22 protein-coding genes are annotated in these 23,330 nt (G+C 66.0%); 14 read left to right on the plus strand and 8 right to left on the minus strand.

Features of this window, described 5'->3' with window-relative positions:
• Window positions 1-203: 203 nt before the first annotated feature.
• Window positions 204-629 (plus strand): protein tyrosine phosphatase family protein, encoded by a 426-nt coding sequence (locus C6Y53_RS00230; protein WP_106473865.1) that lies wholly within the window; start codon window positions 204-206, stop codon window positions 627-629.
• A gap of 106 nt (window positions 630-735) precedes the next feature.
• On the opposite strand, the gene C6Y53_RS00235 is transcribed toward C6Y53_RS00230, so the two are convergent.
• The 5 genes from C6Y53_RS00235 to C6Y53_RS00255 form a co-directional block, all read right to left on the minus strand.
• Window positions 736-1,854 (minus strand): FliM/FliN family flagellar motor switch protein, encoded by a 1,119-nt coding sequence (locus C6Y53_RS00235; protein WP_149615424.1) that lies wholly within the window; start codon window positions 1,852-1,854, stop codon window positions 736-738.
• A 61-nt stretch (window positions 1,855-1,915) separates the two neighbouring features.
• The gene (locus C6Y53_RS00240) at window positions 1,916-4,597 is read right to left on the minus strand and encodes a sensor histidine kinase (protein ID WP_106470604.1); all 2,682 of its coding nucleotides are present in this window, start codon (window positions 4,595-4,597) and stop codon (window positions 1,916-1,918) included.
• Window positions 4,594-4,950, minus strand: coding sequence for a hypothetical protein (locus C6Y53_RS00245; RefSeq protein ID WP_244614902.1), 357 nt, complete (start codon window positions 4,948-4,950; stop codon window positions 4,594-4,596). Before C6Y53_RS00245 ends, C6Y53_RS00240 begins: the two co-directional genes overlap by 4 nt.
• 3 nt (window positions 4,951-4,953) lie before the next feature.
• On the minus strand, window positions 4,954-5,334 hold the full coding sequence (locus C6Y53_RS00250) for a response regulator transcription factor (protein WP_106470605.1): 381 nt from the start codon (window positions 5,332-5,334) through the stop codon (window positions 4,954-4,956).
• A 115-nt stretch (window positions 5,335-5,449) separates the two neighbouring features.
• On the minus strand, window positions 5,450-6,766 hold the full coding sequence (locus C6Y53_RS00255) for a helix-turn-helix transcriptional regulator (RefSeq protein ID WP_106470606.1): 1,317 nt from the start codon (window positions 6,764-6,766) through the stop codon (window positions 5,450-5,452).
• A 228-nt stretch (window positions 6,767-6,994) separates the two neighbouring features.
• On the opposite strand from C6Y53_RS00255, the gene C6Y53_RS00260 reads away from it, so the two are divergent.
• The 5 genes from C6Y53_RS00260 (at window position 6,995) to C6Y53_RS00280 (ending at window position 12,226) form a co-directional block, all read left to right on the plus strand.
• Window positions 6,995-8,341 (plus strand): substrate-binding protein, encoded by a 1,347-nt coding sequence (locus C6Y53_RS00260; protein ID WP_106470607.1) that lies wholly within the window; start codon window positions 6,995-6,997, stop codon window positions 8,339-8,341.
• Between the two features lie 108 nt (window positions 8,342-8,449).
• Window positions 8,450-9,481 carry a branched-chain amino acid ABC transporter permease gene (locus C6Y53_RS00265; RefSeq protein WP_106470608.1) on the plus strand — a complete coding sequence of 344 codons (1,032 nt, stop codon included), beginning with the start codon at window positions 8,450-8,452 and terminating at the stop codon, window positions 9,479-9,481.
• 3 nt (window positions 9,482-9,484) lie between these two features.
• A complete protein-coding gene (locus C6Y53_RS00270) occupies window positions 9,485-10,690 on the plus strand; it encodes a branched-chain amino acid ABC transporter permease (protein WP_106470609.1) in 1,206 nt (401 codons plus the stop codon).
• Window positions 10,691-10,702: 12 nt separating this feature from the next.
• Complete coding sequence (locus tag C6Y53_RS00275; protein ID WP_106470610.1) at window positions 10,703-11,458, plus strand: ABC transporter ATP-binding protein; 756 nt, start codon at window positions 10,703-10,705, stop codon at window positions 11,456-11,458.
• Window positions 11,459-11,470: 12 nt separating this feature from the next.
• The gene (locus tag C6Y53_RS00280; RefSeq protein ID WP_106470611.1) at window positions 11,471-12,226 is read left to right on the plus strand and encodes an ABC transporter ATP-binding protein; all 756 of its coding nucleotides are present in this window, start codon (window positions 11,471-11,473) and stop codon (window positions 12,224-12,226) included.
• A 21-nt stretch (window positions 12,227-12,247) separates the two neighbouring features.
• Here C6Y53_RS00280 and C6Y53_RS00285 read toward each other — a convergent pair whose 3' ends face one another.
• On the minus strand, window positions 12,248-12,925 hold the full coding sequence (locus C6Y53_RS00285) for a DUF1028 domain-containing protein (RefSeq protein ID WP_106470612.1): 678 nt from the start codon (window positions 12,923-12,925) through the stop codon (window positions 12,248-12,250).
• A gap of 98 nt (window positions 12,926-13,023) precedes the next feature.
• Here C6Y53_RS00285 and C6Y53_RS00290 point away from each other — a divergent pair, with 98 nt between their 5' ends.
• The 8 genes from C6Y53_RS00290 to C6Y53_RS00325 all read left to right on the plus strand — a co-directional run bounded on the left by C6Y53_RS00290 (window position 13,024) and on the right by C6Y53_RS00325 (window position 21,630).
• The gene (locus tag C6Y53_RS00290) at window positions 13,024-14,604 is read left to right on the plus strand and encodes an ABC transporter substrate-binding protein (protein WP_106470613.1); all 1,581 of its coding nucleotides are present in this window, start codon (window positions 13,024-13,026) and stop codon (window positions 14,602-14,604) included.
• Window positions 14,605-14,662: 58 nt separating this feature from the next.
• Window positions 14,663-15,610, plus strand: coding sequence for an ABC transporter permease (locus C6Y53_RS00295; RefSeq protein ID WP_106470614.1), 948 nt, complete (start codon window positions 14,663-14,665; stop codon window positions 15,608-15,610).
• Window positions 15,607-17,472 carry a dipeptide/oligopeptide/nickel ABC transporter permease/ATP-binding protein gene (locus tag C6Y53_RS00300; protein ID WP_106470615.1) on the plus strand — a complete coding sequence of 622 codons (1,866 nt, stop codon included), beginning with the start codon at window positions 15,607-15,609 and terminating at the stop codon, window positions 17,470-17,472. The genes C6Y53_RS00295 and C6Y53_RS00300 overlap by 4 nt, the downstream gene beginning before the upstream one ends.
• A complete protein-coding gene (locus C6Y53_RS00305; protein ID WP_106473867.1) occupies window positions 17,469-18,428 on the plus strand; it encodes an ABC transporter ATP-binding protein in 960 nt (319 codons plus the stop codon). Before C6Y53_RS00300 ends, C6Y53_RS00305 begins: the two co-directional genes overlap by 4 nt.
• A complete protein-coding gene (locus C6Y53_RS00310; RefSeq protein ID WP_106470616.1) occupies window positions 18,397-19,161 on the plus strand; it encodes a FadR/GntR family transcriptional regulator in 765 nt (254 codons plus the stop codon). Before C6Y53_RS00305 ends, C6Y53_RS00310 begins: the two co-directional genes overlap by 32 nt.
• Window positions 19,162-19,346: 185 nt before the next feature.
• Entirely contained in the window at window positions 19,347-20,414 is a 1,068-nt protein-coding gene (locus C6Y53_RS00315; protein WP_106470617.1) for an aromatic ring-hydroxylating dioxygenase subunit alpha, read from the plus strand.
• Window positions 20,415-20,441: 27 nt separating this feature from the next.
• Window positions 20,442-21,023: a carboxymuconolactone decarboxylase family protein gene (locus C6Y53_RS00320; protein ID WP_244614903.1), complete on the plus strand. Its 582-nt coding sequence runs from the start codon at window positions 20,442-20,444 to the stop codon at window positions 21,021-21,023.
• Window positions 21,024-21,027: 4 nt separating this feature from the next.
• Window positions 21,028-21,630 carry a helix-turn-helix domain-containing protein gene (locus C6Y53_RS00325; protein ID WP_244614904.1) on the plus strand — a complete coding sequence of 201 codons (603 nt, stop codon included), beginning with the start codon at window positions 21,028-21,030 and terminating at the stop codon, window positions 21,628-21,630.
• Window positions 21,631-21,636: 6 nt separating this feature from the next.
• Here the strand turns inward: C6Y53_RS00325 and C6Y53_RS00330 are convergent, their stop codons facing one another.
• On the minus strand, window positions 21,637-22,389 hold the full coding sequence (locus tag C6Y53_RS00330; protein WP_106470620.1) for an amino acid ABC transporter ATP-binding protein: 753 nt from the start codon (window positions 22,387-22,389) through the stop codon (window positions 21,637-21,639).
• Between the two features lie 11 nt (window positions 22,390-22,400).
• Window positions 22,401-23,306, minus strand: a complete 906-nt coding sequence (locus tag C6Y53_RS00335; protein WP_106470621.1) for an amino acid ABC transporter permease — start codon at window positions 23,304-23,306, stop codon at window positions 22,401-22,403.
• Window positions 23,307-23,330: the final 24 nt, after the last annotated feature.

Genomic DNA, 23,330 nt, shown 5'->3' on the forward strand with positions numbered 1-23,330 from the left:
TTTGCCGGTTACCACATCACTTACGCCCTTCCTGATTACCTAATCAGCATTCTCGGCACCGAACATTGACACAGGTCAACCCCGCCGGCGATGACGGGCGCGGCAACCTCGCCGTGATCTCGACCGTGTCGCCACGCCCGGGCGCGTCCGGGCCCGTCCCGGTGGCGGCTGGACAGGGGCCGTCGCGCGGCATAGGCATGAGCATGGACATCCGGATCGTAACCCCCCGCTATCACGTTTCGCCACAGATCACGCCGCAGGATATCCCCGACCTCGCCGCGCAGGGGTTCACGCTGATCATCTGCAACCGGCCCGACGCCGAGAACCCGCCCGAGCTGCATGCCGCGCAGGTTCGCGCGGCCGCCGAGGCGGCGGGGCTGGGCTTTGCGCAGCTCGACCTGACCCAGCAGACGATGACGCCGGACAATATCGCGCGCCAGACGGCGCTGGTCGACGAGGCCGAAGGCCCGGTGCTGGCCTATTGCGCTTCGGGCACCCGTTGCACGATTGCCTGGGCGCTGGGACAGGCGGGACGGATGCCCGTCGATGACATCCTCGCCGCCACGCAGGCGGCCGGATATGCGTTGGACCACCTGCGCCCGACGCTGGAAGCGCTGGCACGGCGCTGAAACAGCGCCGCATGCGCCCCAAGGCAAGCGGTGAGCGACCCATAGCTGATCGCCTGACATTGCGGCCTGCAGGATGGGTCCGGCCGGTCGCGACTTCCCGAACCGTTTAGGACGGTTCCGGTGACGGCAGGCCGGCCAGATGCGTGATCTCGCGCATCGCGTCTTCGGGGCTGAGATCGGCCAGCGTATCGTCATCGTCCCGCGCGGCTGTTCCCGGCGCCCCGCTTTCGGTGCGGGCCTCATCCCGCGCAGGATCGGGTGGCAGAACCTCGGTGACCGGCACGCTGACAGGCTGATCCGGGTGCCGGGCGGGCGCACCGATTTTGCCGGGGCCATATGGCACCGGTTCCGCATCCTGCATCGAGGGCGCGCCGATCCGGATCGCCCGCACCCCGCCCGCCTGCCCGAGCCGGCCGCTGGCAACCAGTTGCCCGTCGATCCCGTAAAGACCGGTGCGGTCCAGCCGGTATCCCGCCAGCGGCAGCAGATCGCCCGGTGCCAGCCGTCTCAGCGCATCGAGCGGCATCCGCATCCGGCACAGCACCGCGGTCAGATCGGCCCGCGCCGCGCCGAGCGCGGTGGCCATGTCCGCGCGATCCGTTTCGGCGGGGTCGGAACCCTGCCGTGTATCCGCCTCCGGCAGGACCAGCGAAAGCGCCCCCTGCCCCGCACCGCCGGCCAGGTCGAGCTTCATCTCGAACAGCCGGCAGTCACAACCGTCCAGCGCCAGCGCCAGGCTTTCAGCCGAATCGACCCAGACACCCGGCCGGAAACCGGTGAGACAGGCCCGGTCGCGGGCGTCGTCGGCCAGGTCCGGCAGCCGTGACATCACGGCGGCAATCAGCGGCTCGGCCAGCGCCGCGTCGGTGGCGGTAAAGATACGGTCCGGCGCATCGCCCCCGATGACCCGCCCCATGGTCTGGTGCTGGATCAGCGCGGTCACCAGCCCCGGATCCAGTGCCACCGCGCCGGGCGCCCCACCCGGCCCGTCGAGCATGATCAGCAGCGGGTTGCCGCCAAGACGCCCGTCCAGCCCGTCCGACGCGCCCCTCCACTGGGTCGCCCCGATCACCGAGAGCCGCAGATCCAGCACCTCTTCGGCAGCGCGGGCGATAGCCAGCCGCAATGCGCGCAGGGCCGACCGCGCGCCCGGCCGGGCGCCGTTCGCGTCCTCGCGTCCCGATGCGAGCTTGTGCCGCAACACCGTCTGATCCGGTCCCGTCACTGTCTTGGCCACTGTTACCCTTTTCAGGGGGCAGTTAACGGCAGCCAGGTTACGATTGTCTTTACCCCGCCGCCTCCGAGATCTCGGCAACGGGCAGTTCGACCCGGAACGCGCCGCCCGTGCGCGCCGGCAGATAGGAGATATGACCGCCCAGCCGCTGCATGATCTCGCGGCAGATCGCCAGTCCCAGTCCCGCGCCGCCGGCCTTTTCGCCCCCGGCGCGGACGAATTTCTCGAACACGGTCGCCTGCGTGGGCTGCGGCACCCCGCTGCCATTGTCGAGGAAATCCACCACCAGCCAGCCGCCGCGCCGGCGCACCGAAACCTCCAGTTGCGGCGATTCGGCATCGCAGTATTTCTGGGCATTGGAAATCAGGTTGATGAACACCTGCGCCAGCCGGTCGAGATCGGTGTGCAGAAGCGCGGTTTCCCGCGCCGGGTCGCGGATCACCTGCAACCCGTCGCCCGCACCCGCCAGCGCCGACGCCACCGCGCGATCGAGCACGTCGGCCAGGGTGCCGTCACGCAGGTTCAGATTGACCCGGCCGCTTTCCAGCACCGACAGGTCCAGCAGGTCGTCCAGCAGCCGTGTCAGGCGCAGCGCCTCGCCGTGGATGATGGCGGCGTAGCGGATCTTGTCCTGCGGCACCAGTTCCTCGGCGTCGCGCAGGATCTCGGAAAACGCCCGGATCGAGGTCATCGGCGTGCGCAGTTCATGGCTGACCTGGCTGAGAAAGGCGTCTTTCTGTTCCGATATCTGCGTGAGCTTGGCATTCGCTTCGCGCAGCTGTGCCGCGGTGCGCGCAAGCTCGGCGGATTTCGCCTCGAGCTGGCTGGAATATTCCAGCAGCTGGGCGCTTTCGTCGGCCACCGCCAGCAGATCCTCGACCGACACCGACGATCCGCCGACGATCTGGCCCACCATCGCGTGGGCCGTCGCCGCGCCCACCGAACCGGCCAGTTCCCGTTCCAGCCGTTCCAGAAAGGCCGGCGTGGGTTCGGGCAACCGGCCATGCACGCCCTGCAGCGTCGCTTCGCGTTCGAACAGGGCCTGCGCCTCGTCCGCGCCGAGAATGCGTTGGGACATGATCATCAGGTCTTCGCTCTGGGCCACCGACCCGGTCCAGCCGCGCGGCCCGGTGGAATGATCGAACACGTTGACGAACTGCGCCCCCTGCAGGCGCTCGAGCGGGCCGGGAAAGCTGGCCAGCGACACCGCGCAGAAGGCGGCGGTGTTGAGCGACAGGCTCCACAATACCGAATGCACCACCGGGTCCAGCCCGCGCAGGCCGAACAGCGCCTGCGGCCGCAGCCAGGACAGGCCGAACAGGCCATGCTCGATCACGTCCTGCGGCAACAGCCCCTGCCCCAGCGCCGGCAACAGCAGCGTATAGAGCCACAGCAGGAACCCCACGGTCAGCCCGGCCATCGCCCCGGCGCGGGTGGCCCCGCGCCAGAACAGCCCGCCCATGAGCGCGGGCAGGATCTGCGAGATACCGGCAAAGGCAATCAGCCCGATCGCGGCCAGCGCCGCCCCGCCCCCGGACATCTGGTAATAGAAATAGCCCAGCGTCAGCACCCCGGCGATCGACACCCGTCGCGCCAGCAGCACGACCTCGCGCACATCGCCCGACATCGAAACCCCCGATCCCCGCAGGCTCAGCCAGATCGGCATCACGATATGGTTCGAGACCATGGTCGACAGCGCCATTGCCGCCACGATCACCATCGAGGTCGCGGATGAAAACCCGCCCAGGAATGACAGCATCGCCAAGGCGCCCTGCCCTTCGGACAACGGCACCGTCAGCACGAAGAGATCGGGGTTCGCGCCTGCGGGCATCAGCTCCAACCCCACCGCGGCGATGGGCACCACGAACAGGCTCATCGCCAGCAGGTAGAGTGGAAAGGCCCAGGCGGCGGTGCGCAGATGCCGTTCGTCGTCATTCTCGACCACCATGACCTGGAACATCCGCGGCAGGCAGACAAAGGCCGCCCCGGCCAGCAGGGTTATCGTGGTCCAGCGGCTCGCATCCACCTGCCACTGGCCGATGGGCGAGGCGTCGATGCGGTCCATTGCCGGTCCGATACCGCCCGACAGCCCCCAGACCACGAAAATGCCGACCGCCAGCAGCGCCAGCAGCTTGACCACCGCTTCGAGCGCCACCGCCGTGACCACGCCGTGGTGGCGTTCGTTGACGTCGAGATTGCGGGTGCCGAACAGGATCGCGAAGACCGCCAGCCCCGCCGCGACCCAGAAGGCGCTGGTCCCCGCGCGATAGGCCGAGGTCGGATCGGCATCGGCAAAGACGGTGAACGACAGCGTGATCGACTGCAGTTGCAACGCGATATAGGGCGTGACCCCGATCACCGACAGGATCGTCACGCAGACGCCCAGCGTGTTCGATTTGCCGTATCGCGAGGAAATCAGGTCGGCGATCGACGTGATGCGCTGCGACCGCCCCACGCGCACCAGCTTGCGCAACCCCCACCACCAGCCAACCATGACCAGCGTCGGCCCGAGATAGATGGTGGCGAATTCCAGCCCCGACCGCGCCGCATAGCCCACCGCGCCATAGAAGGTCCAGGCGGTGCAGTAGATCGACAGTGACAGGGTGTAGATCACCGGCGAACGCAACCACGCGGCCCGCCCCCGCGCGGCCATGCGGTCAGCGGCAAAGGCGACCAGGAACAGCAGCGCCACATAGCTCAGGCAAACGGCGATCAGGAGATTGAGCGAGGTCATTCCAGCCCGTCCCCGCGCGCGGCCGGCGGTTCGGACTGCCCCCAGCGCCGGACCGCCAGCCCGAACAGGCCCACCGCGACGATCAGCCCGGCCCAGATCGCAAAGACATAGACGATGGCATCGGACATCCGCACCGGATCATCCGCGCCAGCCGGCTGACCGGCGCGCGGCCAGAGCAGCGGCAGCAGGAACAGCAGCGCGCCCGCCAGCGGCAACAGCCGCGCCGCGTCGCGCAACCGGCGGCTGCGATAGTTCTGGCGTTCGAGAAAGACCGGCGGCGGCCCCTGCGCCACGGTCTGCGGGTCACCGGGCCGATATCCGGGCGGCGTGCGATCTGGGCCCGGCCTGGCCATGCCCTAGGGCCGTGACGCCTGCGCCAGCAGATCCCGCACCGCCGTCAGCACCTCGGCGTTCGAAAACGGCTTGGTCATGAACCGGCTGACGCCCGCGCGTTCGGCCAGTTCGCGGTCGCGGGTCTGCCCGCGCGCGGTCAGCATCAGCACCGGCAGCCGTTCAAAGCCGGGCCGGTCGCGCAGGTCGCGCAGGATATCCATGCCGCTGCGGCCGGGCAGCATCAGGTCGAGGATCACGAGATCGGGCTGCGCCGCCTCGATCACCTCGACCACGTCGGTGCCGTCGGCATGGCTGTCCACATGCCAGCCGTCGCGCGTCAACAGGAACCGGATTGCCTCGACGATGTTCGGCTCGTCTTCGACCAGCAGCACGCGCCGGCTCATGGCTTGTCTGCCTTCATGCCTGTCCGTCCTCCCCTACGGATCTGCCACTCTCGCAGCCCTCTGCGGGGCGCGCAAGCGTGGTTTGGATCGATTTTGCGCCGCGGAGGCGAATCTGTCAAAACCCTTCGCCCAGAATCGATGGCTCGCGCCGGGCCCTGCAGGCGGGTCGCGGGCAGACCCGGCACGAGCTTCCGACCGGCTGCACCTCGTCGGGCTGCACCTCGTCGGGCAACGGAAGGATGAGCATGACCGACCGGTATACCGGATCACGGCCGAACCCGGTCGCGCCATGCGGTTCGGCGACGGCCATGCAGTCGAACCGCGCCGCGGACCGGCCAAGCTGCGACACCGCCCGGCGCACGGGAACCATGGGCCGGTTGAGGGCCACGAACAATGGCCACAGCGGACAGGAGGCGCCAAAGCGCGGCAGCGCGAACCCGGTCACCGGCTTGCGGAACAGGATGCTGCCCGAGGCATCGCACACCACCAGCCCGGCCTCCTGCGGCATCAGGTCCCGCGGCAGCGCCGCCAGCCGCCGGAACACCGCCGGCAGCGCGGCGGAAAACGCACGCTGCAGCGCCACCGGGTCCGGCCCGAACCGCGCCAACGCCCGGCGCAGCGCGCCCAGCGGCATCAGGGCGGCGTCGGCGGCATATTGCACCAGCGCATCATGCGCGATCGCGCGGGCCGCCTCGGTCGCCAGTTCCGGCGCCGAACGGGCCAGCCGCTCGGGGTTGTCGCGCCCGTTCTCGAGGGCCGGAAAATGATAGTCATGCGCGGCAAAGAAGGCCTCGGCCTCTTCCTGCGGCATTCCGCGTTTCTCGCTGCTGACCTCGCTGTCGTCGAGAAAGCGCATCAACGTCTTCGAGCTTTCTGCCAGCCGCTCGGCATCCTGGTTGATGTTGCGATGGAACCGGTCGCGCCATTCGGCGTCGATATCCCCCGGCTCGGCGAGGATCGCGGCGGTGGACCGGATCGCGGCGGCGGTCGAAAGCACCTCGTGCAGCGACGCCGCCAGTTGCGGATCATGGGTGAGCCGGTCCGACAGCGTTTCCACCGTGCGTTCCAGCGCGGCGATATGGCGCTGGTGATGGGCCAGCACCCCGGCCCAGGCCGGAAAGCGCCCGGCAAACTCGTCGGCGCGGGCAATCTCGTCACCGCTGGTATTCGCATCGGCCGCCGCCTCGCGTAGCGACGCGATCAATGCCGCCTCGGCGCCTTCAGTCAGCATCGACGGCTCGACCCCCAGCTGCGCGGCAATGTCCACCAAGAGCTTGCCGCCGATCCGGCGCCGGTTGTGTTCGATCAGGTTGAGATAGGACGGCGAGATCCCCACCAGCCGCGCCAGTTCGGCCTGGCGCAGCCCGGTCACGGCGCGGCGTTCGCGAATTCGGCTGCCAGTCAGCGTGTCCCGCGCGGTATCCCGGCCCATGCGCCGCCTGTCCTTTCCGGTTTCATTTCAACGGCTTTCTGCGCCGCGACATAAGGTTCTTTACATCTTCTTTTGGCTATCTGTTCAGTTATTTACAAAATTATCGTGACATTCAAGGGGTTTGTTGCGCGATTTTACAAAGCTCCACCATAGTAAACCTGCACATATGCGTGCCCGACCGGGAAGGATGACAACTGCTCGGTCGTTCCAACGGAACGGGAGGAATACATGTCCAAATCTGATGTCACACGTCGCGGCGTGCTGAAATCCGGTGCCGTCGCGGGCGCCGGCGTGGCGCTGCCGACGATCTTTACCGCATCGTCCGCCTCGGCCTACATGAACGAACCGACCGGGGGATCGGTGACGCTGGGCTTCAACGTGCCGCAGACCGGCCCCTATGCCGACGAAGGCGCCGACGAGCTGCGCGCCTATGAACTGGCGGTCGAGCATCTCAATGGCGGGGGCGATGGCGGGATGCTGTCCACCTTCAGCTCCAAGGAACTCGACGGCACCGGCATCCTCGGCAAGAAGGTCGAATACGTCACCGGCGACACCCAGACCAAATCCGACGCCGCGCGCGCCTCGGCCAAGTCGATGATCGAGAAGGACGGTGCGATCATGATCACCGGCGGCTCGTCCTCGGGCGTGGCGGTCGCGGTCCAGGGTCTCTGCCAGGAGGCGGGCGTGATCTTCATGGCCGGGCTGACCCATTCCAACGACACCACCGGCAAGGACAAGAAGGCCAACGGGTTCCGCCATTTCTTCAACGCCTACATGTCGGCCGCGGCGCTGGCGCCGGTGCTCGAGAACCTCTATGGCAGCGACCGCAAGGCCTATCACCTGACCGCCGACTACACCTGGGGCTGGACCCAGGAAGAATCGATCGCGGCGGCCACCGAGGCGATGGGCTGGGAGACCATCGAGAAGGTCAAGACGCCGCTGGCGGCAACCGATTTCTCGTCCTACATCGCGCCGGTCCTGAACTCGGGCGCCGATGTGCTGATCCTGAACCACTATGGCGGCAACATGGTCAACTCGCTGACCAACGCGGTGCAGTTCGGGTTGCGCGAAAAGCAGGTGAACGGCAAGAATTTCGAGATCGTCGTGCCCCTCTATTCGCGCCTGATGGCCAAGGGCGCCGGCGAGAACGTCAAGGGCATCGTCGGGTCGACCAACTGGCACTGGTCGCTGCAGGACGACGCCTCGAAGGCGTTCGTGAAATCCTTCGGCACCAAATACGGCTTCCCGCCCAGCCAGGCGGCCCATACCTGCTATGTGCAGACGCTGCTCTATGCGGATGCGGTCACCCGCGCCAAGTCGTTCAACCCCTGCGATGTCGCCGCCGCGCTGGAAGGCTTCGAGTTCGACGGGCTGGGCAACGGGCCGACGCTCTACCGCGCCGAGGATCACCAGTGCTTCAAGGACGTTCTGGTGGTGCGCGGCAAGGAGAACCCGACCAGCGAATTCGACCTGCTCGAAGTGGTCGAGATCACCCCGGCCGCCCAGGTCACCTATCCGCCCGATCACCCGATGTTCGCCGGCGGCCAGCTGGGTGAATGCAACCCGGGCGCCTGATCCGCCAGGACCAAATCCCGGCCGCGCGGCACGACTGCGCGGCCGGATCCGGCACTGCCGGGCAACCGCGCTGAAAAAAACGCACGGACTTCCAAAGGGTGGGAACCAATGGACGCATTTCTACTGCAAATCCTGAACGGGCTCGACAAGGGGTCGGCCTATGCGCTGATCGCGCTGGGACTGACGCTGATCTTCGGCACGCTGGGGGTGGTCAACTTTGCCCACGGGGCGCTGTTCATGATCGGCGCCTTCTGCGCCGTGACGCTGCAACGCATACTGAACCTGAGTTTTGAAACCGTCGACGAAACCCAGAAGGATTTCCTGGGCAACGCGCTGAAGGTCAAGACCCCCTATGTCGAGGCCTGGTTCGGCCCCGAAACCGGCGCCGCGATCATCGACTGGTCGGTGCCGCTGGCGATCCTGTTCGCCATCCCGATCATGCTGGCCGTCGGCTTCATCATGGAGCGGGGGCTGATCAAGCATTTCTACAAGCGCGAACATGCCGACCAGATCCTGGTGACCTTCGGGCTGGCCATCGTGCTGCAGGAAGTGATCAAGTATTTCTTTGGCGCCAACCCGATCCAGACCCCGCCGCCCGACGCGCTGCGCGGCTCGGTCGACCTGGGCGTGATGATCGGGTTCGAGGTGAACGCCATCATCTATCCGATCTGGCGGCTGATCTATTTCCTGTTCGCCTCGCTGATCATCGCCGCCGTGTTCGCCTTTCTCCAGTTCACCACCTTCGGCATGGTGGTCCGCGCCGGCATGGCCGACCGCGAAACCGTCGGGCTGCTGGGCATCAATATCGACCGGCGGTTCACCATCATGTTCGGCATCGCCGCCGCCGTGGCGGGGCTGGCCGGGGTGATGTACGGGCCGCTCAACCCGCCCAACTATCACATGGGGATGGATTTCCTGGTGCTGTCCTTCGTGGTGGTCGTTGTGGGCGGCATGGGGTCTCTGCCCGGCGCGGTGCTGGCCGGGTTCCTGCTGGGCATTCTCGAAAGCTTCGCCTCGACCAGCTGGGCCACGACGACGATCCCGGGCATCAACCAGATCATCATCTACCTGGTCGCGATCATCATTCTGCTCACCCGCCCACGGGGCCTGATGGGCCGCAAGGGCGTGATGGAGGAATAGGACATGCTGGGACTGGACAAGAAAGACACGACCCTGCTGGCAGTGGTGGCGGTTCTCACCCTGCTCGCCCCCTTCATCCTGAACCCGTTTCCCGCCGGCAGCGCCATGGCACAGTTCAACGCCGGCTATCCGGACCTGATGCAGCGGTTCGTGATCTTCGGGATCTTCGCCCTCGGCTTCAACATCCTGTTCGGCCTGACCGGGTATCTGAGCTTCGGCCATGCCGCGTTTCTCGGCGTGGGCTCCTATTCGGCGGTGTGGATCTTCAAGCTGCTCACCTACAACGTGATCCCGGCCATTGCGCTGGCCGTGGTGATCGCGGGCCTGTTTTCACTGTTCATCGGCTATATCAGCCTGCGGCGGTCGGGGATCTATTTCTCGATCCTGACGCTGGCCTTTGCGCAGATGTCCTTTGCGCTGGCCTATTCGGTGCTGTCGAACCCGAAATTCAACCTGACCAACGGCGAAACCGGGTTGCAGGTCTATGCCGACGACCCGCAATGGCTGCACCGGGACGGGCTGCCCGAACTGCCGCACCTGTTCGGCCTGTCGATGCGGTCGACCTACACGCTGGACCTGGGCGCGTGGAGCTTCGATTTCAACGCGGGCTATTACCTGTGCGCGGCGATCCTGATGGTGGTGTTCTACCTGGCGATCCGCATCTTCCGGTCGCCGTTCGGGATGATGCTGCGCGCGGTGAAATCGAACCAGCAGCGGATGAACTATACCGGCCTGAACGCGCGGCCCTACACTCTGGCGGCCTTCGTGATCTCGGGCATGTATGCCGGGCTGGCCGGCGGGCTGATGGCGGCGATGGACCCGCTGGCGGGCGCCGAACGGATGCAGTGGACGGCCAGCGGCGAAGTGGTGCTGATGACCATTCTCGGCGGCACCGGCACCCTGATCGGGCCGGTCCTGGGCGCGGGCTTCATCAAGTATTTCGAGAACATCTTCTCGAAGATCAACGACAACGTCCTGCATCAGTGGTTCGCCTTCCTGCCCGACGGGATGGAGGATTTCATGGTCTTCATCGTGCATCCATTCATCGGCAAGGGCTGGCACCTGACCCTGGGCATCCTGTTCATGCTGGTGGTGATCTTCCTGCCCGGCGGGCTGGTCGAGGGGGGCCAGCGCATCAGCGCCTGGCTGCGCGGCGGCCGGGCCCGGCGTGAGCGCCGCGCGGCGAACAAGACCGAACCGGCCGAGTAAGGAGACGCGGATATGGGTATTCTCGAAGTCAAGAACGTCTCGAAGAACTTCGGCGGTCTCAAGGCGCTGTCGGACGTGAACCTGAGCGTCGCGGAAAACACCGTGCACGCGATCATCGGGCCGAACGGCGCGGGCAAGTCGACCCTGCTGAACTGCCTGGTGGGCAAGCTGATCCCCGACACCGGCAGCGTCATGTTCGACGGCCAGTCGGTGCTGGGGCGTCACCCCTATGAGATCAACCAGATGGGGATCAGCCGGGTATTCCAGACCCCCGAGATCTTTGGTGATCTCACGGTGCTGGAAAACATGATGATCCCCTGTTTCGCCAAGCGTGACGGCGCGTTCGAGATGAACGCGCTCGCCCCGGTCGGCAAACAGCGCGACATCGTCGACCGGGCCGAACACATGCTGGACGACATGAACATGTCGGACAAGCGCCACATGCACGCCGCGGCGCTGTCGCGCGGCGACAAGCGGCGGCTGGAGATCGGCATGTGCCTGAGCCAGGAACCCCGCCTGCTGCTGCTGGACGAACCCACCGCCGGCATGGCGCGGGCGGATACCAACAACACCATCGACCTGCTCAAGGAAATCAAGGAAGACCGCGACATCACCATCGCGATCATCGAACATGACATGCATGTCGTGTTCAGCCTGGCCGAGCGGATCACGGTGCTGGCGCAGGGCACGCCGCTGGTCGAGGACACGCCGGAAAACATCAAGGGGCACCCGAAGGTGCGCGAAGCCTATCTGGGCGAGTCGGCGTAAGGGAGAGGATCAATGAACGTCAAACCGGACTTTTCCAAGAACGCCAACCTCGCCGAAACCGCCCCGGCCTTCCTGTCGGTCTGGGACATGCATGCGTATTACGGCGAAAGCTACATCGTGCAGGGGATTTCCTTCAACGTGCATGAAGGCGAGATCCTGGCGCTGCTGGGCCGCAACGGCGCGGGCAAGACCTCGACGCTGAGGTCGATCGCCCGGATCGGATCGCCGCTGGTGACCCATGGCGAGATCTGGCTGGATCACCAACCCCTCCACAACATGGCCAGCCATGAGGCCGCCACCGCCGGGCTGGCGCTGGTGCCCGAGGACCGCCGGATCATCCCCGGCCTGACCGTCGAGGAGAACCTGCAACTGGCGCAGATCGCACCGCCCGTCGGCTGGTCGTTCGAACGGCTGTACGAACTGTTCCCGCGGCTGGGCGAGCGGCGCAAACAGGAAGGCGTGACGCTGTCGGGCGGCGAACAGCAGATGCTGGCCATCGCCCGCGCGCTGGCCCGCGATGTCAAGGTGCTGCTGCTGGACGAACCCTATGAAGGGCTGGCGCCGGTGATCGTGGACGAGATCGAAAAGACCCTCATCCACATCAAGGAACAGGGCATGACCACGATCATCGTGGAACAGAACGCGGTGCGCGCGCTGGAACTGGCCGACCGGGCGGTGATCCTCGACACCGGCGGGATCGTCTTTGACGGCGCCGCCTCCGAGGTGCTGGGCAATGCCGAATTACGGGCCGAATACCTGGCGATCTGACCGCGCGGCCACGCCGGCCGGTCAGTCGGGAACACGGGTCCTGTCGGTCGAGACCGGCACCTGCCGCACCCAACCGGCATAATCCCCGGTCGTCGCCCGTTCATGCAGGGCCATCAGCGCGCCGAGCGGATCCTCGGGGTGATGATCTATGCGCAGCGTCAGCGGTGGCCGGTCCGGGTGCAGAACCAGCAGAGCGGCCGACAGCAGGCCGCGAAAATCGCCCCCCGCGTCACGCGCCGCCCGCAGCGCCGCCAGCAACCGGCGATCGAAGGACCCCGCCGCCGCCCGATACCCCTCGACCAGCGCCGCCAGCACGTCCCGGCCCGCCAGCATGTTGCCGGCGGCTATGCCACCGGGAAAGGCCAGATGACCCTTTTCGTCCAGGTTGGATGCCCCGGTATGGGCGCCGGTATGGGTGCAGGCCCCATCATGGATATCCAGCGCCGACAGTTGTCTGAAATCGCGGCCCTCGTCGGCCGCGACCACCCGCTCCACCGCCGCCGCGGCCCCCAGCCCGCCGCGCATCAGGCTCAGCACGTCCTCGCCCCAGAAGGTCGAGGGCGCCGCGCCCTGGCTGGCGGACATGCCCGATGCAAGATCGCCGCGCAGCACCCAGCCGCCGACGCAGAGGCTCCCGGTCGCCGCCGCGCCGCCGATGGCGCCGGTTTCGGGATCGCGTGCCAGAATGGAAAAGGTCATGTCGCACCGTCGTTCATCCTGTCCATTTATCATGATAAATTGACCGCTGCAATTTATCATGATAATTATTCCGGATAAATCCAACAGGGAGAAGACAGATGAAGCTCGTGTCCTGGACTCGCAGGAGTCTCCTCGTCGCAGCCGCCGGGGTGGCCGCTGCGATCGCCGGATTGCCGGACCCCGCCGCCGCCCAGACACCGCCCGGGGTGCTGATCGTCGGCCAGATCGCGGAACCGAAATCGCTCGATCCGGCGGCGGTCACCGCCGTCAATGATTTCCGGATCCTGGTGAACGTCTACGAAGGTCTGACGCGCTACAAACCCGGCACGCTCGAGGTCGAACCGGCGCTCGCAACCGGCTGGTCGATCAGCGATGACGGGACCGAATACACCTTTACCTTGCGCGACGGCGTGATGTTTCACGACGGCACCCCGTTCAACGCCGAGGCGGTGAAGTTCAATTTCGACCGCATGCTGGACGAAAACCACCCCTTTCACGACACCGGCCCGTTTCCGCTGTCCTTCTTCTTCGGCGCGGTTCAATCGACCGAAGCGGTCGATGACAAGACCGTCAAGTTCACACTCAACGCTCCCTACGCGCCGTTCCTGTCGAACCTCGCCTATCCGACCGGGCTGATGGTTTCACCCGACGCGGTAAAGGCGCATGGCAAGGAATTCGGCCGCAACCCGGTGGGAACCGGACCGTTCAAATTCGCCGAGTGGCGGTCGAACGAAGCGGTGGTGGTCGAACGCAACGATGCCTATTGGGGCGACGCTGCTGGCACCGAGGCGGTGGTGTTCCGCCCGATCACCGATGCCAACACCCGCGTGGCCGAGATGCTGGCCGGTGGTATCGACATGATGGTCGAGGTGCCGCCCACCTCGCTTGGCCAGTTCCAGGGCGATGGCTTTATCGTCACTGAACAGGCCGGCCCGCATGTGTGGTTCCTGATCCTGAACGCCAAGGAAGGCCCGTTTGCCGACCAGAAGGTGCGGCAGGCCGCGAATTACGCGATCAACAAGGAAGCCATCGTGAACGACGTGCTGGAAGGCACCGCCACGGTCGCCGCCGGGCCGACACCGCCCGCCTTTGCCTGGGCCTATAACGACGATCTCGACCCCTACCCATACGACCCCGACAAGGCTAGGGCGCTGATCGCCGAAGCCGGGGCCGAAGGCGCGGAACTGACCTTCTACGTCACCGAGGGCGGGTCGGGCATGCTCGATCCCATCCCGATGGGCACCGCGATCCAGGCCGATCTGGAAGCGGTCGGTTTCGACGTGAAAATCGAGACCTACGAATGGAATACCTTCCTCGGCGAGGTGAACCCGGGCCTCGAAGGCAAGGCCGACATGGCCGAAATGGCGTGGATGACCAACGACCCCGACACCTTGCCCTATCTGGCGCTGCGGTCCGGGGCCTGGCCCGACAAGGGCGGCTTCAACTCGGGCTATTATGCCAATGACAAGGTCGACGAACTGCTTGAAGCGGCCCGCGCCGCGACCGATCAGGACGAACGCGCCCGGCTCTACCGCGAGATGCAGGTCATCGTGCAGGAGGACGCGCCCTGGGTCTTTGTCGCCAACTGGAAACAGAATGCGGTGACCAGCGACCGGGTCGAGAATTTCCGACTGGAGCCTTCGTTCCTGCTGCACCTGCAGGGCGTGGTCAAGAACTGACCGGATGCGTCCCGGGGCGGTCGCCCGCCCCGGGGCCCACGCGCAGGGAGGCGTGTGAATGGGCGGCTACATCCTGAAACGGCTGGTATCGGCGATCCCGGTGCTGCTAGGGATCACGATCATCGTGTTCCTGATCATGTCGCTGATCCCCGGCGACCCGGCCACGGCCATTCTGGGCGCCTATGCCACGCCCGACAATGTCGAAAAGCTCAACCGCGACCTCGGGCTCGATAAACCGATGGTCCAGCGCTATTTCATCTGGCTCGGCAACATGCTGACCGGCGATTTCGGCCGCTCGTTTTCGCTCAACCGCCCGGTGCTGGACGAGATCCTCGAACGGTTCAACGCCACGCTGATCCTCGCCGGGACCAGTTTCGTGCTGTGTTCCCTGCTCGGCATACTCGCCGGGGTGATCTCGGCGGCGCGGCAATACGGGCTGGCGGACAAGGCGATCACCTTCGTGGTGCTGATCGGCATCTCGGTGCCGTCCTTCTTTCTCGGCATGATGATGATCCTGCTCTTTGCCGTGAACCTGCGCTGGCTGCCGGTCAGCGGCATGTATGCGATCTATGGCGGCGGCGACCTGCCCGACCTGGTCAATCATCTCGTCATGCCGGCGCTGGCGCTGGCGGCGGTCGCCACCGGCGTCATCGCGCGGCTGTCGCGGTCGGCCATGCTCGAGGTGCTGCGGCAGGATTACATCCGCACCGCCCGCGCCAAGGGCGTGCCCGAACGAAAGGTCATCATGGGGCATGCGCTGCGGGCGGCGATGGTGTCGATCATCCCGGTTCTCGGCATTCAGGCCGGGTTCGTGCTGTCGGGCGCGGTCTATATCGAGATCGTGTTCCAGTGGCCGGGCGTGGGCCGGATGCTGGTCGATGCGATCCTCAAGCGCGACCTGCTGCTGGTGCAGGGCGGCGTGGTCTTCGTCGCCGCCTGTTACGTCATGTTCAACATCGCGGTGGATGTCGCGCAGAGCCTGCTCGATCCGAGGATCAAGACATGACCGCATTCCTGAAACTGCTGTTCCGGAACCGGCTGGCGGCGATGGGCGCGGTGGTCCTGGCGACGATCCTGCTGCTGGTCCTGATCACGCCGCTGCTGCCGCTGCAGAACCCGGACGTGACCGCCACCGCCGACCGGTTCAAGCGGCCGCTTGCCGACGGGCACTTGCTGGGCACCGACCATCTGGGGCGCGATCTGCTGTCGCGCCTGCTCTGGGGAACGCGGCTCAGCCTCGCGGTGGGTATCGCCGCGGCGCTGATCGCCGCCACCCTGGGTTCGGCGATCGGGATCATCGCCGGGTATTTCGGCGGTCGCACCGACAACCTCATCATGCGCGGCGTCGACATGCTGATGGCCTTTCCCTACATCCTGCTGGCGCTGGCCATCGTCGCGGCGCTGGGCCCCGGCCTGCTGAACGCGCTGATCGCCGTGGCCGCGGTGAACGTGCCGTTCTTTGCCCGCAATATCCGCGGCATAACCGTGGGGCTTGCCGGTCGCGAATTCATCGACGCCGCGCGGCTGGCGGGCATGGGGCACACGCGCATCATCCTGACCGAACTGCTGCCCAATGTGCTGCCGGTGATCGTCATCGCCATGTCCACCACCGTGGGCTGGATGATCCTGGAAACGGCGGGGCTGAGCTTTCTGGGGCTGGGCAGCCAGCCGCCGCAGGCCGATCTGGGGTCGATGCTGGGCGAAGCCCGCTCGGCGCTGATTTCGCACCCGCATACCTCGATCGTGCCCGGCATCATGATCTTTCTCATCGTGATGTCGATCAACCTGCTGGGCGACGGGGTGCGCGACGCGCTCGACCCGCGCCTGCGGTCGGGCGCGCTGTCACGGCCCCGCGCGACCACGCTGGTGGACCGCGCGGGCGACATCCCGCCCGCCACCGACGATCTGCTGGCGATCCAGGACCTGCACACCCGGTTCCGCGTCGGCAGCCGCGTCTATCGTGCCGTGGGCGGGGTCAGCCTCGCCGTCCGGCCCGGCGAATGCCTCGGGGTGATCGGCGAAAGCGGCTCGGGCAAATCCGTCACTGCCCTGTCGGTCATGGGGCTTGTCTCGTCCCCGCCCGGCGTGATCACCGGCGGCGCGGTCCGGTTCCAGGGCGACGACCTGATCGGCGCCCCCTATGAACGCCTGCGCCGGATGCGCGGCGACCGGGTGGCCTATATCTTTCAGGACCCGCTCTCGACGTTGCACCCGCAATACCGGATCGGCCGGCAACTGGCCGAGGCGATCCGGTCGCATCATCGCATTCCCGCATCCGAGGCGCGCGCCCGCGCAATTCAGCTGCTCAGGGATGTGCGCATCCCCAATGCCGACTCCCGCGTCGACAACTACCCGCATGAAATGTCCGGGGGCATGCGCCAGCGCGTCGGCATCGCCATGGCCCTGGCCAACGAACCGGACGTGATCATCGCCGACGAGCCGACCACGGCGCTCGATGTGACCGTGCAGGCCCAGATCCTGTCGCTGCTCGACGACCTGCGCCGCGAACGCGGCCTGGCGATCATCTTCATCACCCATGATTTCGGCGTGGTCGCCCAGCTATGCGACCGCGTGGCGGTGATGTATGCGGGCCGCATCGTCGAGGAAGGACCGACCCAGGCCGTGCTCGATGCCCCGGCCCATCCCTATACCAAGCGGCTGATTGCCTGCGTGCCTGAACTGGGCGGCGGACGGCGGGAACTGGCGGCCATTCCCGGCCTGCCGCCGATGGTTGACGACCTGCCGCCGGGATGCGCCTTTGCCCCGCGCTGCGACAAGGCGCAGGACCGCTGCCGCACCGGCGACATCGCGCTCGCCGGTACCGCGCCGCGCGCGGTGCGCTGCCTGTTCCCCGAGGAGACCGTCTGATGCCCGCGCTCAAGGTCGACAATCTCGCCAAGACCTTTCCGCTGAAAAAGCCGCTCTTTGGCCGGGCGCCGCCGGGCGTGCGCGCGGTCAGACCGATGAGCTTTGCCGTCGAAACCGGTGAAACGCTGGGGGTGGTCGGCGAATCCGGCTGCGGGAAATCCACGCTGGCCCGGATGCTGGTGGGGTTGCTCGACCCGACCGCGGGCACCATCGAGATCGAGGGCAGCAAGCTCGACACTGCCGACCCGGCAGAGTTCGGAAAGCTGATCCAGTATGTGTTTCAGGACCCGATCAGCAGCCTGAACCCGCGCAAGACGATCCGGCAGGTGATGGAGGCCCCGCTCAGGCGGCTCCACAACATGCCCCGCGCCGACCGCGATGCGCGGATCTCCGAGATCTTCGCCTCGGTCAACCTGCGCGAGGAATTCCTCGAGCGTTATCCGCACGAGTTTTCCGGCGGACAGGCGCAGAGGATCGGGATCGCGCGGGCGCTGGCCGCCAATCCCCGGATCATCATCCTCGACGAACCGGTATCGGCGCTCGACGTGTCGGTGCAGGCGCAGGTGCTGAACCTCCTGGCCGCGCTCAAGGAAGAATTCGGCCTGACCTATCTCTTCATCACCCATGACCTCGCCGTGGTCGAGGCGGTCAGCGACCGGATCATCGTGCTCTATTTCGGGGCCGTCGTCGAGATCGGCAAGGCCGAGAACATCTTTGCAAACCCCCGGCATCCCTATACAAAACTGCTCGCCGACAGCGCGCCGGTCGTGGGCCGCCCGCTCACCGCGCCGGAACAGAGGGGAACCGAGCTCCCCGACCCGCTCAACCCGCCGCCGGGATGCGCCTTTGCCGGACGCTGCCCGCGTGCAACCGACCTCTGCCGCACCGATGTGCCGGAGCTGATACCGATGGGAGAAGACCAGCTTGCCGCCTGCCACCACCCGATCCGGGGATGAACTCAGGCTCAGCAGGCCGGTTCAGGTCGCCGAGGCGATCAAATCCTGGGTTGTCGAACAGGGCCTGCAGGCCGGGGACAGGTTGCCCGGCGAAAGCGACCTGATCGCGCGGTTCGGCATGGCCAAGGGCACGATCCGCGAGGCGATGCGCATCCTCGAGGCACAGGGCCTGATCAAGACCCGCACCGGCCCGGGCGGCGGCAGCTTCGTGCACGAGGTCAGCCGCCAGCGGGCCAAGGCGCTGCTGGGCAACTATTTCTATTTCAAGGACCTGTCGATCGGCGACATCTACCAGCTGCGCCTGACGCTGGAACCGGAACTGGCCGCCTCGCTGGCCGGCAGGCTGTCCGACGACATCCTGCAGCAACTGGACGACAACATCGCCGCCTATTCGGACCCGTCCGGCGACATCGAGGAAGAACGCGCGCAGCATGTCGCCTCGCTTCGGTTCCACGCCATCCTGGCCGAACAGGCACAGAACCCGATCTTGGGATTCATCATCGATTTCATGGTCAACCTGCTGACCGATCTGACCGTCTATCGCCGGCTCTATTCGCCGCCCAATGTCGAGCTTTGGCAACAGGGCCGCGATCACCAGCGGGCGCTGGTCCGGGCGCTGCGCGACGACGACCCCGACCGCGCGCGCGCGATCATGCGCGAACATATGGAAATCGCCTGGACCCTGATGCGCCGGCAGGAGGTCGGGATGCAGAACCGGTTCATCTCCGAATAGGGCGCCCGCGCCAGCACGCCTCACTGGCAACCGGCCAGCACCGGGGCCGTTCGAATTTGCTTGCTTCACCCCGTCGCGCAACTACACTGTTCCTCAATATTTTTACCCTAAGGAAACACCTCACCCCAGCGGCGAGGAGCATCCGGTCCACGGCCGCACCGGGCGGAAAAGGAAGGGCGCGGGACATGCAGGACGATCTGATCGGCAGCGACGGTTTCATCCATGATTGCTGGTATGTCGCGGGGCGCAGCGAGGATTTCGGCCAGTCTCTGACCGCGACCCGTCTGCTGGACCAACAGATCGTGATCTTTCGCGGCGAAAGCGGCGACCCGATCGCGCTCGAAGATGCCTGCCCGCATCGCAAACTGCCGCTGTCCTGCGGAACGATCCGGGGCAGCACCGTGGTCTGCGGCTATCACGGGCTGACCTTCGATGGCTCGGGCACCTGCGTCGCGGCCCCCACGCAGCCGGATGCGGTGCCCAGACGCGCCGCGGTGCGCAGCTATCCGGTCCGGGACCGCTGGGGGTTCCTGTGGATATGGATGGGCGCGGCCGACCGCGCCGACCCGGACGCGATCATCGACATCCCGAATTTCGACGACCCGTCATGGGGCCGGACCGAACGCGGCGCGCTCGCGATGGATTGCAACTATCTCTACATCACCGACAACCTGCTGGACCCGTCGCATGTGGCCTGGGTGCACCTGACCTCGTTCGCAGGCGCGGGCACGGACAGCCGGCCGCTGGCGATGGATGACACCGGGGACGGCGTGGTGATCTGGCGCTGGATCGCCTCGGAACCGGCGCCGCCCTATTACGCCGACATGCTGGAATTCAGCGACAATTGCGACCGCAAGCAGCATTACGAATGCCGCCTGCCCGCGACCGCGATCAACATGTCGGTCTATGCCCCGGCGGGCGAAGGCGGCCCCGACAAGCCACTGTCGCCCAACGCCTTCGTCAATATCTCGTATAATTTCATCACCCCGGTGGACGACCGGCATTCGCTGTATTTCTGGTTCCAGCACCGCAACGGGCATGCCGGGGATGCGGCGATGAGCAAGCGCATGTTCGACGGCGCGGTGATGGCTTTCCACGAGGACAAGGCGATACTGGAGCAGGTCCAGACCGGCATGGACAACCGCACCACGCCCTATCTCAACCTGGGGCTGGACATGGGGGCGATGCGGTTCCGCAAGAAGGTGCAGAACGCGATCGACGCGGAACGGGCATCGGCGCGCGAAACCGCCTGACCCGCGCAAAGCAAAGCGAGGACCGATTTGACAGCCTGGATACGGATGATCCCCGACGACGAGGCCAGCGGCCGGCTGAAACAACTGCTGGACAAGGCCCGCACCCCGCATGGCACCGTCGATACGGTCATGCGCGTGCATTCGCTGCGGCCCGAAACCATGGACGGCCATGTGACGCTCTATCGCGCGGTCCTGCACAGCGACGACAACACGTTGCCGTTCTGGTTTCTCGAAGTGGTGGCCAGCTATACCTCGATCCTGAACGACTGCACCTATTCGCTGACCCACCATTTCATGAACGTGCGCAACCTGCTGCGCGATCAGCCGCGCAGCGACCGGATATTCACCGCGCTCAAGGCGCATCGCCCCGAGGACGAGTTCGCGGGCAAGGACCTGGCGCTGTTGCGCTATGCCGGCAAGCTGACGACCGATGTGGGCAGGATGGTGAAATCGGATTTCGAGGCGCTGAAGATCGCCGGCTGCGACGATGGCGAGATCCTCGAGGTCAACCAGGTGGTGGCCTATTTCAACTATTCCAACCGGCTGCTGAACGGGCTGGGCGCGACAACCGAGGGCGACGTGGTCGGCTATTACAAGGACGATGACTGACCGTATGAAAGACGGCAGGAAGAACACGGCGGACACGCCCGCCGCGATCGAGGCACAGGTCGGCCGCGCCCTGCACCGATTGCGCCAGGAACGGGGGCTGACGGCGGCGCAGCTGGCCGGGGCCGCGGGCCTGTCCACGGCGATGATCAGCCGGATAGAAAACGGCCATGTCTCGCCGTCGCTGGGCACGTTGCAGGCGCTGGCCGATGCGCTGGAGGTTTCGGTGATGGCGCTGTTCTCGAACAGCGAAAACGCCGCCGATGTGCATCATGTCCGGGCCGGACAGGGGCTGCCGTCGCGTCGGATCACCCCGGATCACAGCCATGACTACCTGCTGCTGGGCAAACATACCGGTCCCGGCGGCAGTTTCCTGTCGGCGCGGATCCACATCGCCCGGCACGAGGCGGGAACCCTGCCGCGCTACCAGCACGAGGGCCAAGTGTTCATGTATGTGATCGAAGGCCGGGCCAGCTATGCCTGCGGCGCGCAGGTCTTTGCCCTCGCGCCGGGCGACACGCTGAGTTTTGACGGCAAGCTGCCGCACGGGTTTACCGAGATCCGCAGCGACCATATCGAGTTCATCAGCGTCACCCACCGCCCGCAATAGGCGGCGTCAATGGCCCAGCAACTGGCTGAGGAACAGTTGCGCCCGGTCGCTCTGCGGGGCGTTGAAGAACGCCTCGGGACCGGCAACCTCGATGATCTCGCCCTGGTCCATGAACACGACCCGGTCGGCGACCTTGCGGGCGAACCCCATCTCGTGGGTGACGACGATCATCGTCATCCCCTCTTCGGCCAGTTCGATCATCACGTCGAGAACCCCCGCGATCATCTCCGGGTCCAGCGCCGAGGTCGGCTCGTCGAACAGCATCACCTTGGGCTTCATGCACAGGCTGCGGGCAATCGCCACCCGCTGCTGCTGTCCGCCCGACAGCTGGGTGGGATACTTGTCGGCCTGCTCGGCGATATGCACCCGGTTCAGGTAGTGCATGGCCAGGTCCCGCGCCTCGGCCCGCGACGCACCACGGTTGCGGATCGGGCCCAGTGTCAGGTTTTCTAGAATGGTCATGTGCGGGAACAGGTTGAAGCTCTGGAACACCATGCCGACCTCGCGGCGAATCCGCTCGATGTTCTTCATGTCCGGGCTCACCTCGACGCCATCGACCAGGATGGTGCCGAGCTGGTGCGCCTCGAGCTGGTTGATGCAGCGGATCATGGTGGATTTGCCCGACCCCGACGGGCCGCAGACCACGACCTTCTCGCCTTCGTGGACGGTCAGGTCGATGTCGTGAAGAGCGCTGAAATCGTCGTACCATTTGCACACGCCGCGAAGTTCGACCAGCGGGCGGGGTGGAGCATCGGGCATTCAGGGCTCTCCTAGCGGCGGCTGCGGGCAGCGCGGCGTTCCAGCCAGCCGAACAGCAGCGCGAAACTGTAACACAGCACGAAATACATGGCGCCGACAAGGATCCAGGTCTCGAACACCTTGGTCGTGGTCGAACTGACCTCGGTCGCGGCAAAGGTCAGTTCCTGGATCGAGATCAGCGACACGATCGACGAATCCTTGATCAGGGTGATGAACTGACCGGCCAGCGGCGGCAGGATCTTGCGCAGCGCCTGCGGCATGATCACGTCGCGCAGCACGTTGGTGCGCGACAGGCCGATGGCCCGCGCCGCTTCCCATTGGCCCCTGCCGACCGCCTGGATGCCCGCGCGGACGATTTCCGTGACATAAGCGCCTTCGAACATCGCCAGGCACAGCACCCCGGCGAGAAAATTAGACAGCAACGCCGGATCGCCGAACAGCACCGCGAACAGCCAGTTGTCGACGAGCGGGCCTTCGGCGTCGAGATCGTCCAGCCCGAGCGCGGGAAAGATCTGGCTGGAAATGAAGAAATAGAAGATGAAGATGAACACCAGCGGCGGAATGTTGCGGATCAGTTCCACATAGCTGCGGCTGAGTATGCGCAGGGTCAGGTTGTCGACCGTGCGCCAATAGCCCATGACGATCCCGATCACCGTCGCCAGGACCGTCCCCCACAGCGCCAGCCGCAGCGTGGTCGCCAGCCCGTAGAGCAACAGGTTGGCGACATAGCGGCCGGTTTCGGGATCGTAGCGGAGGACGAAGTTGAGAACGCGCGGCCAGTTCCAGTGATAGACCAGAACCGCGTTCACCCGATAGCCGGTATAGACGACCAGCGCGGCGACAGCCGCGAAGATCGCGATATCCACCGGGGTCAGTCGTTTCCTGCGCGGGGCGGGCGGCGGCGAGTTGCGGTCCATGGATCAGTCTTTCGGGACGCCCGG

This window comes from Pukyongiella litopenaei, assembly GCF_003008555.2.
Classification (GTDB): domain Bacteria; phylum Pseudomonadota; class Alphaproteobacteria; order Rhodobacterales; family Rhodobacteraceae; genus Pukyongiella; species Pukyongiella litopenaei.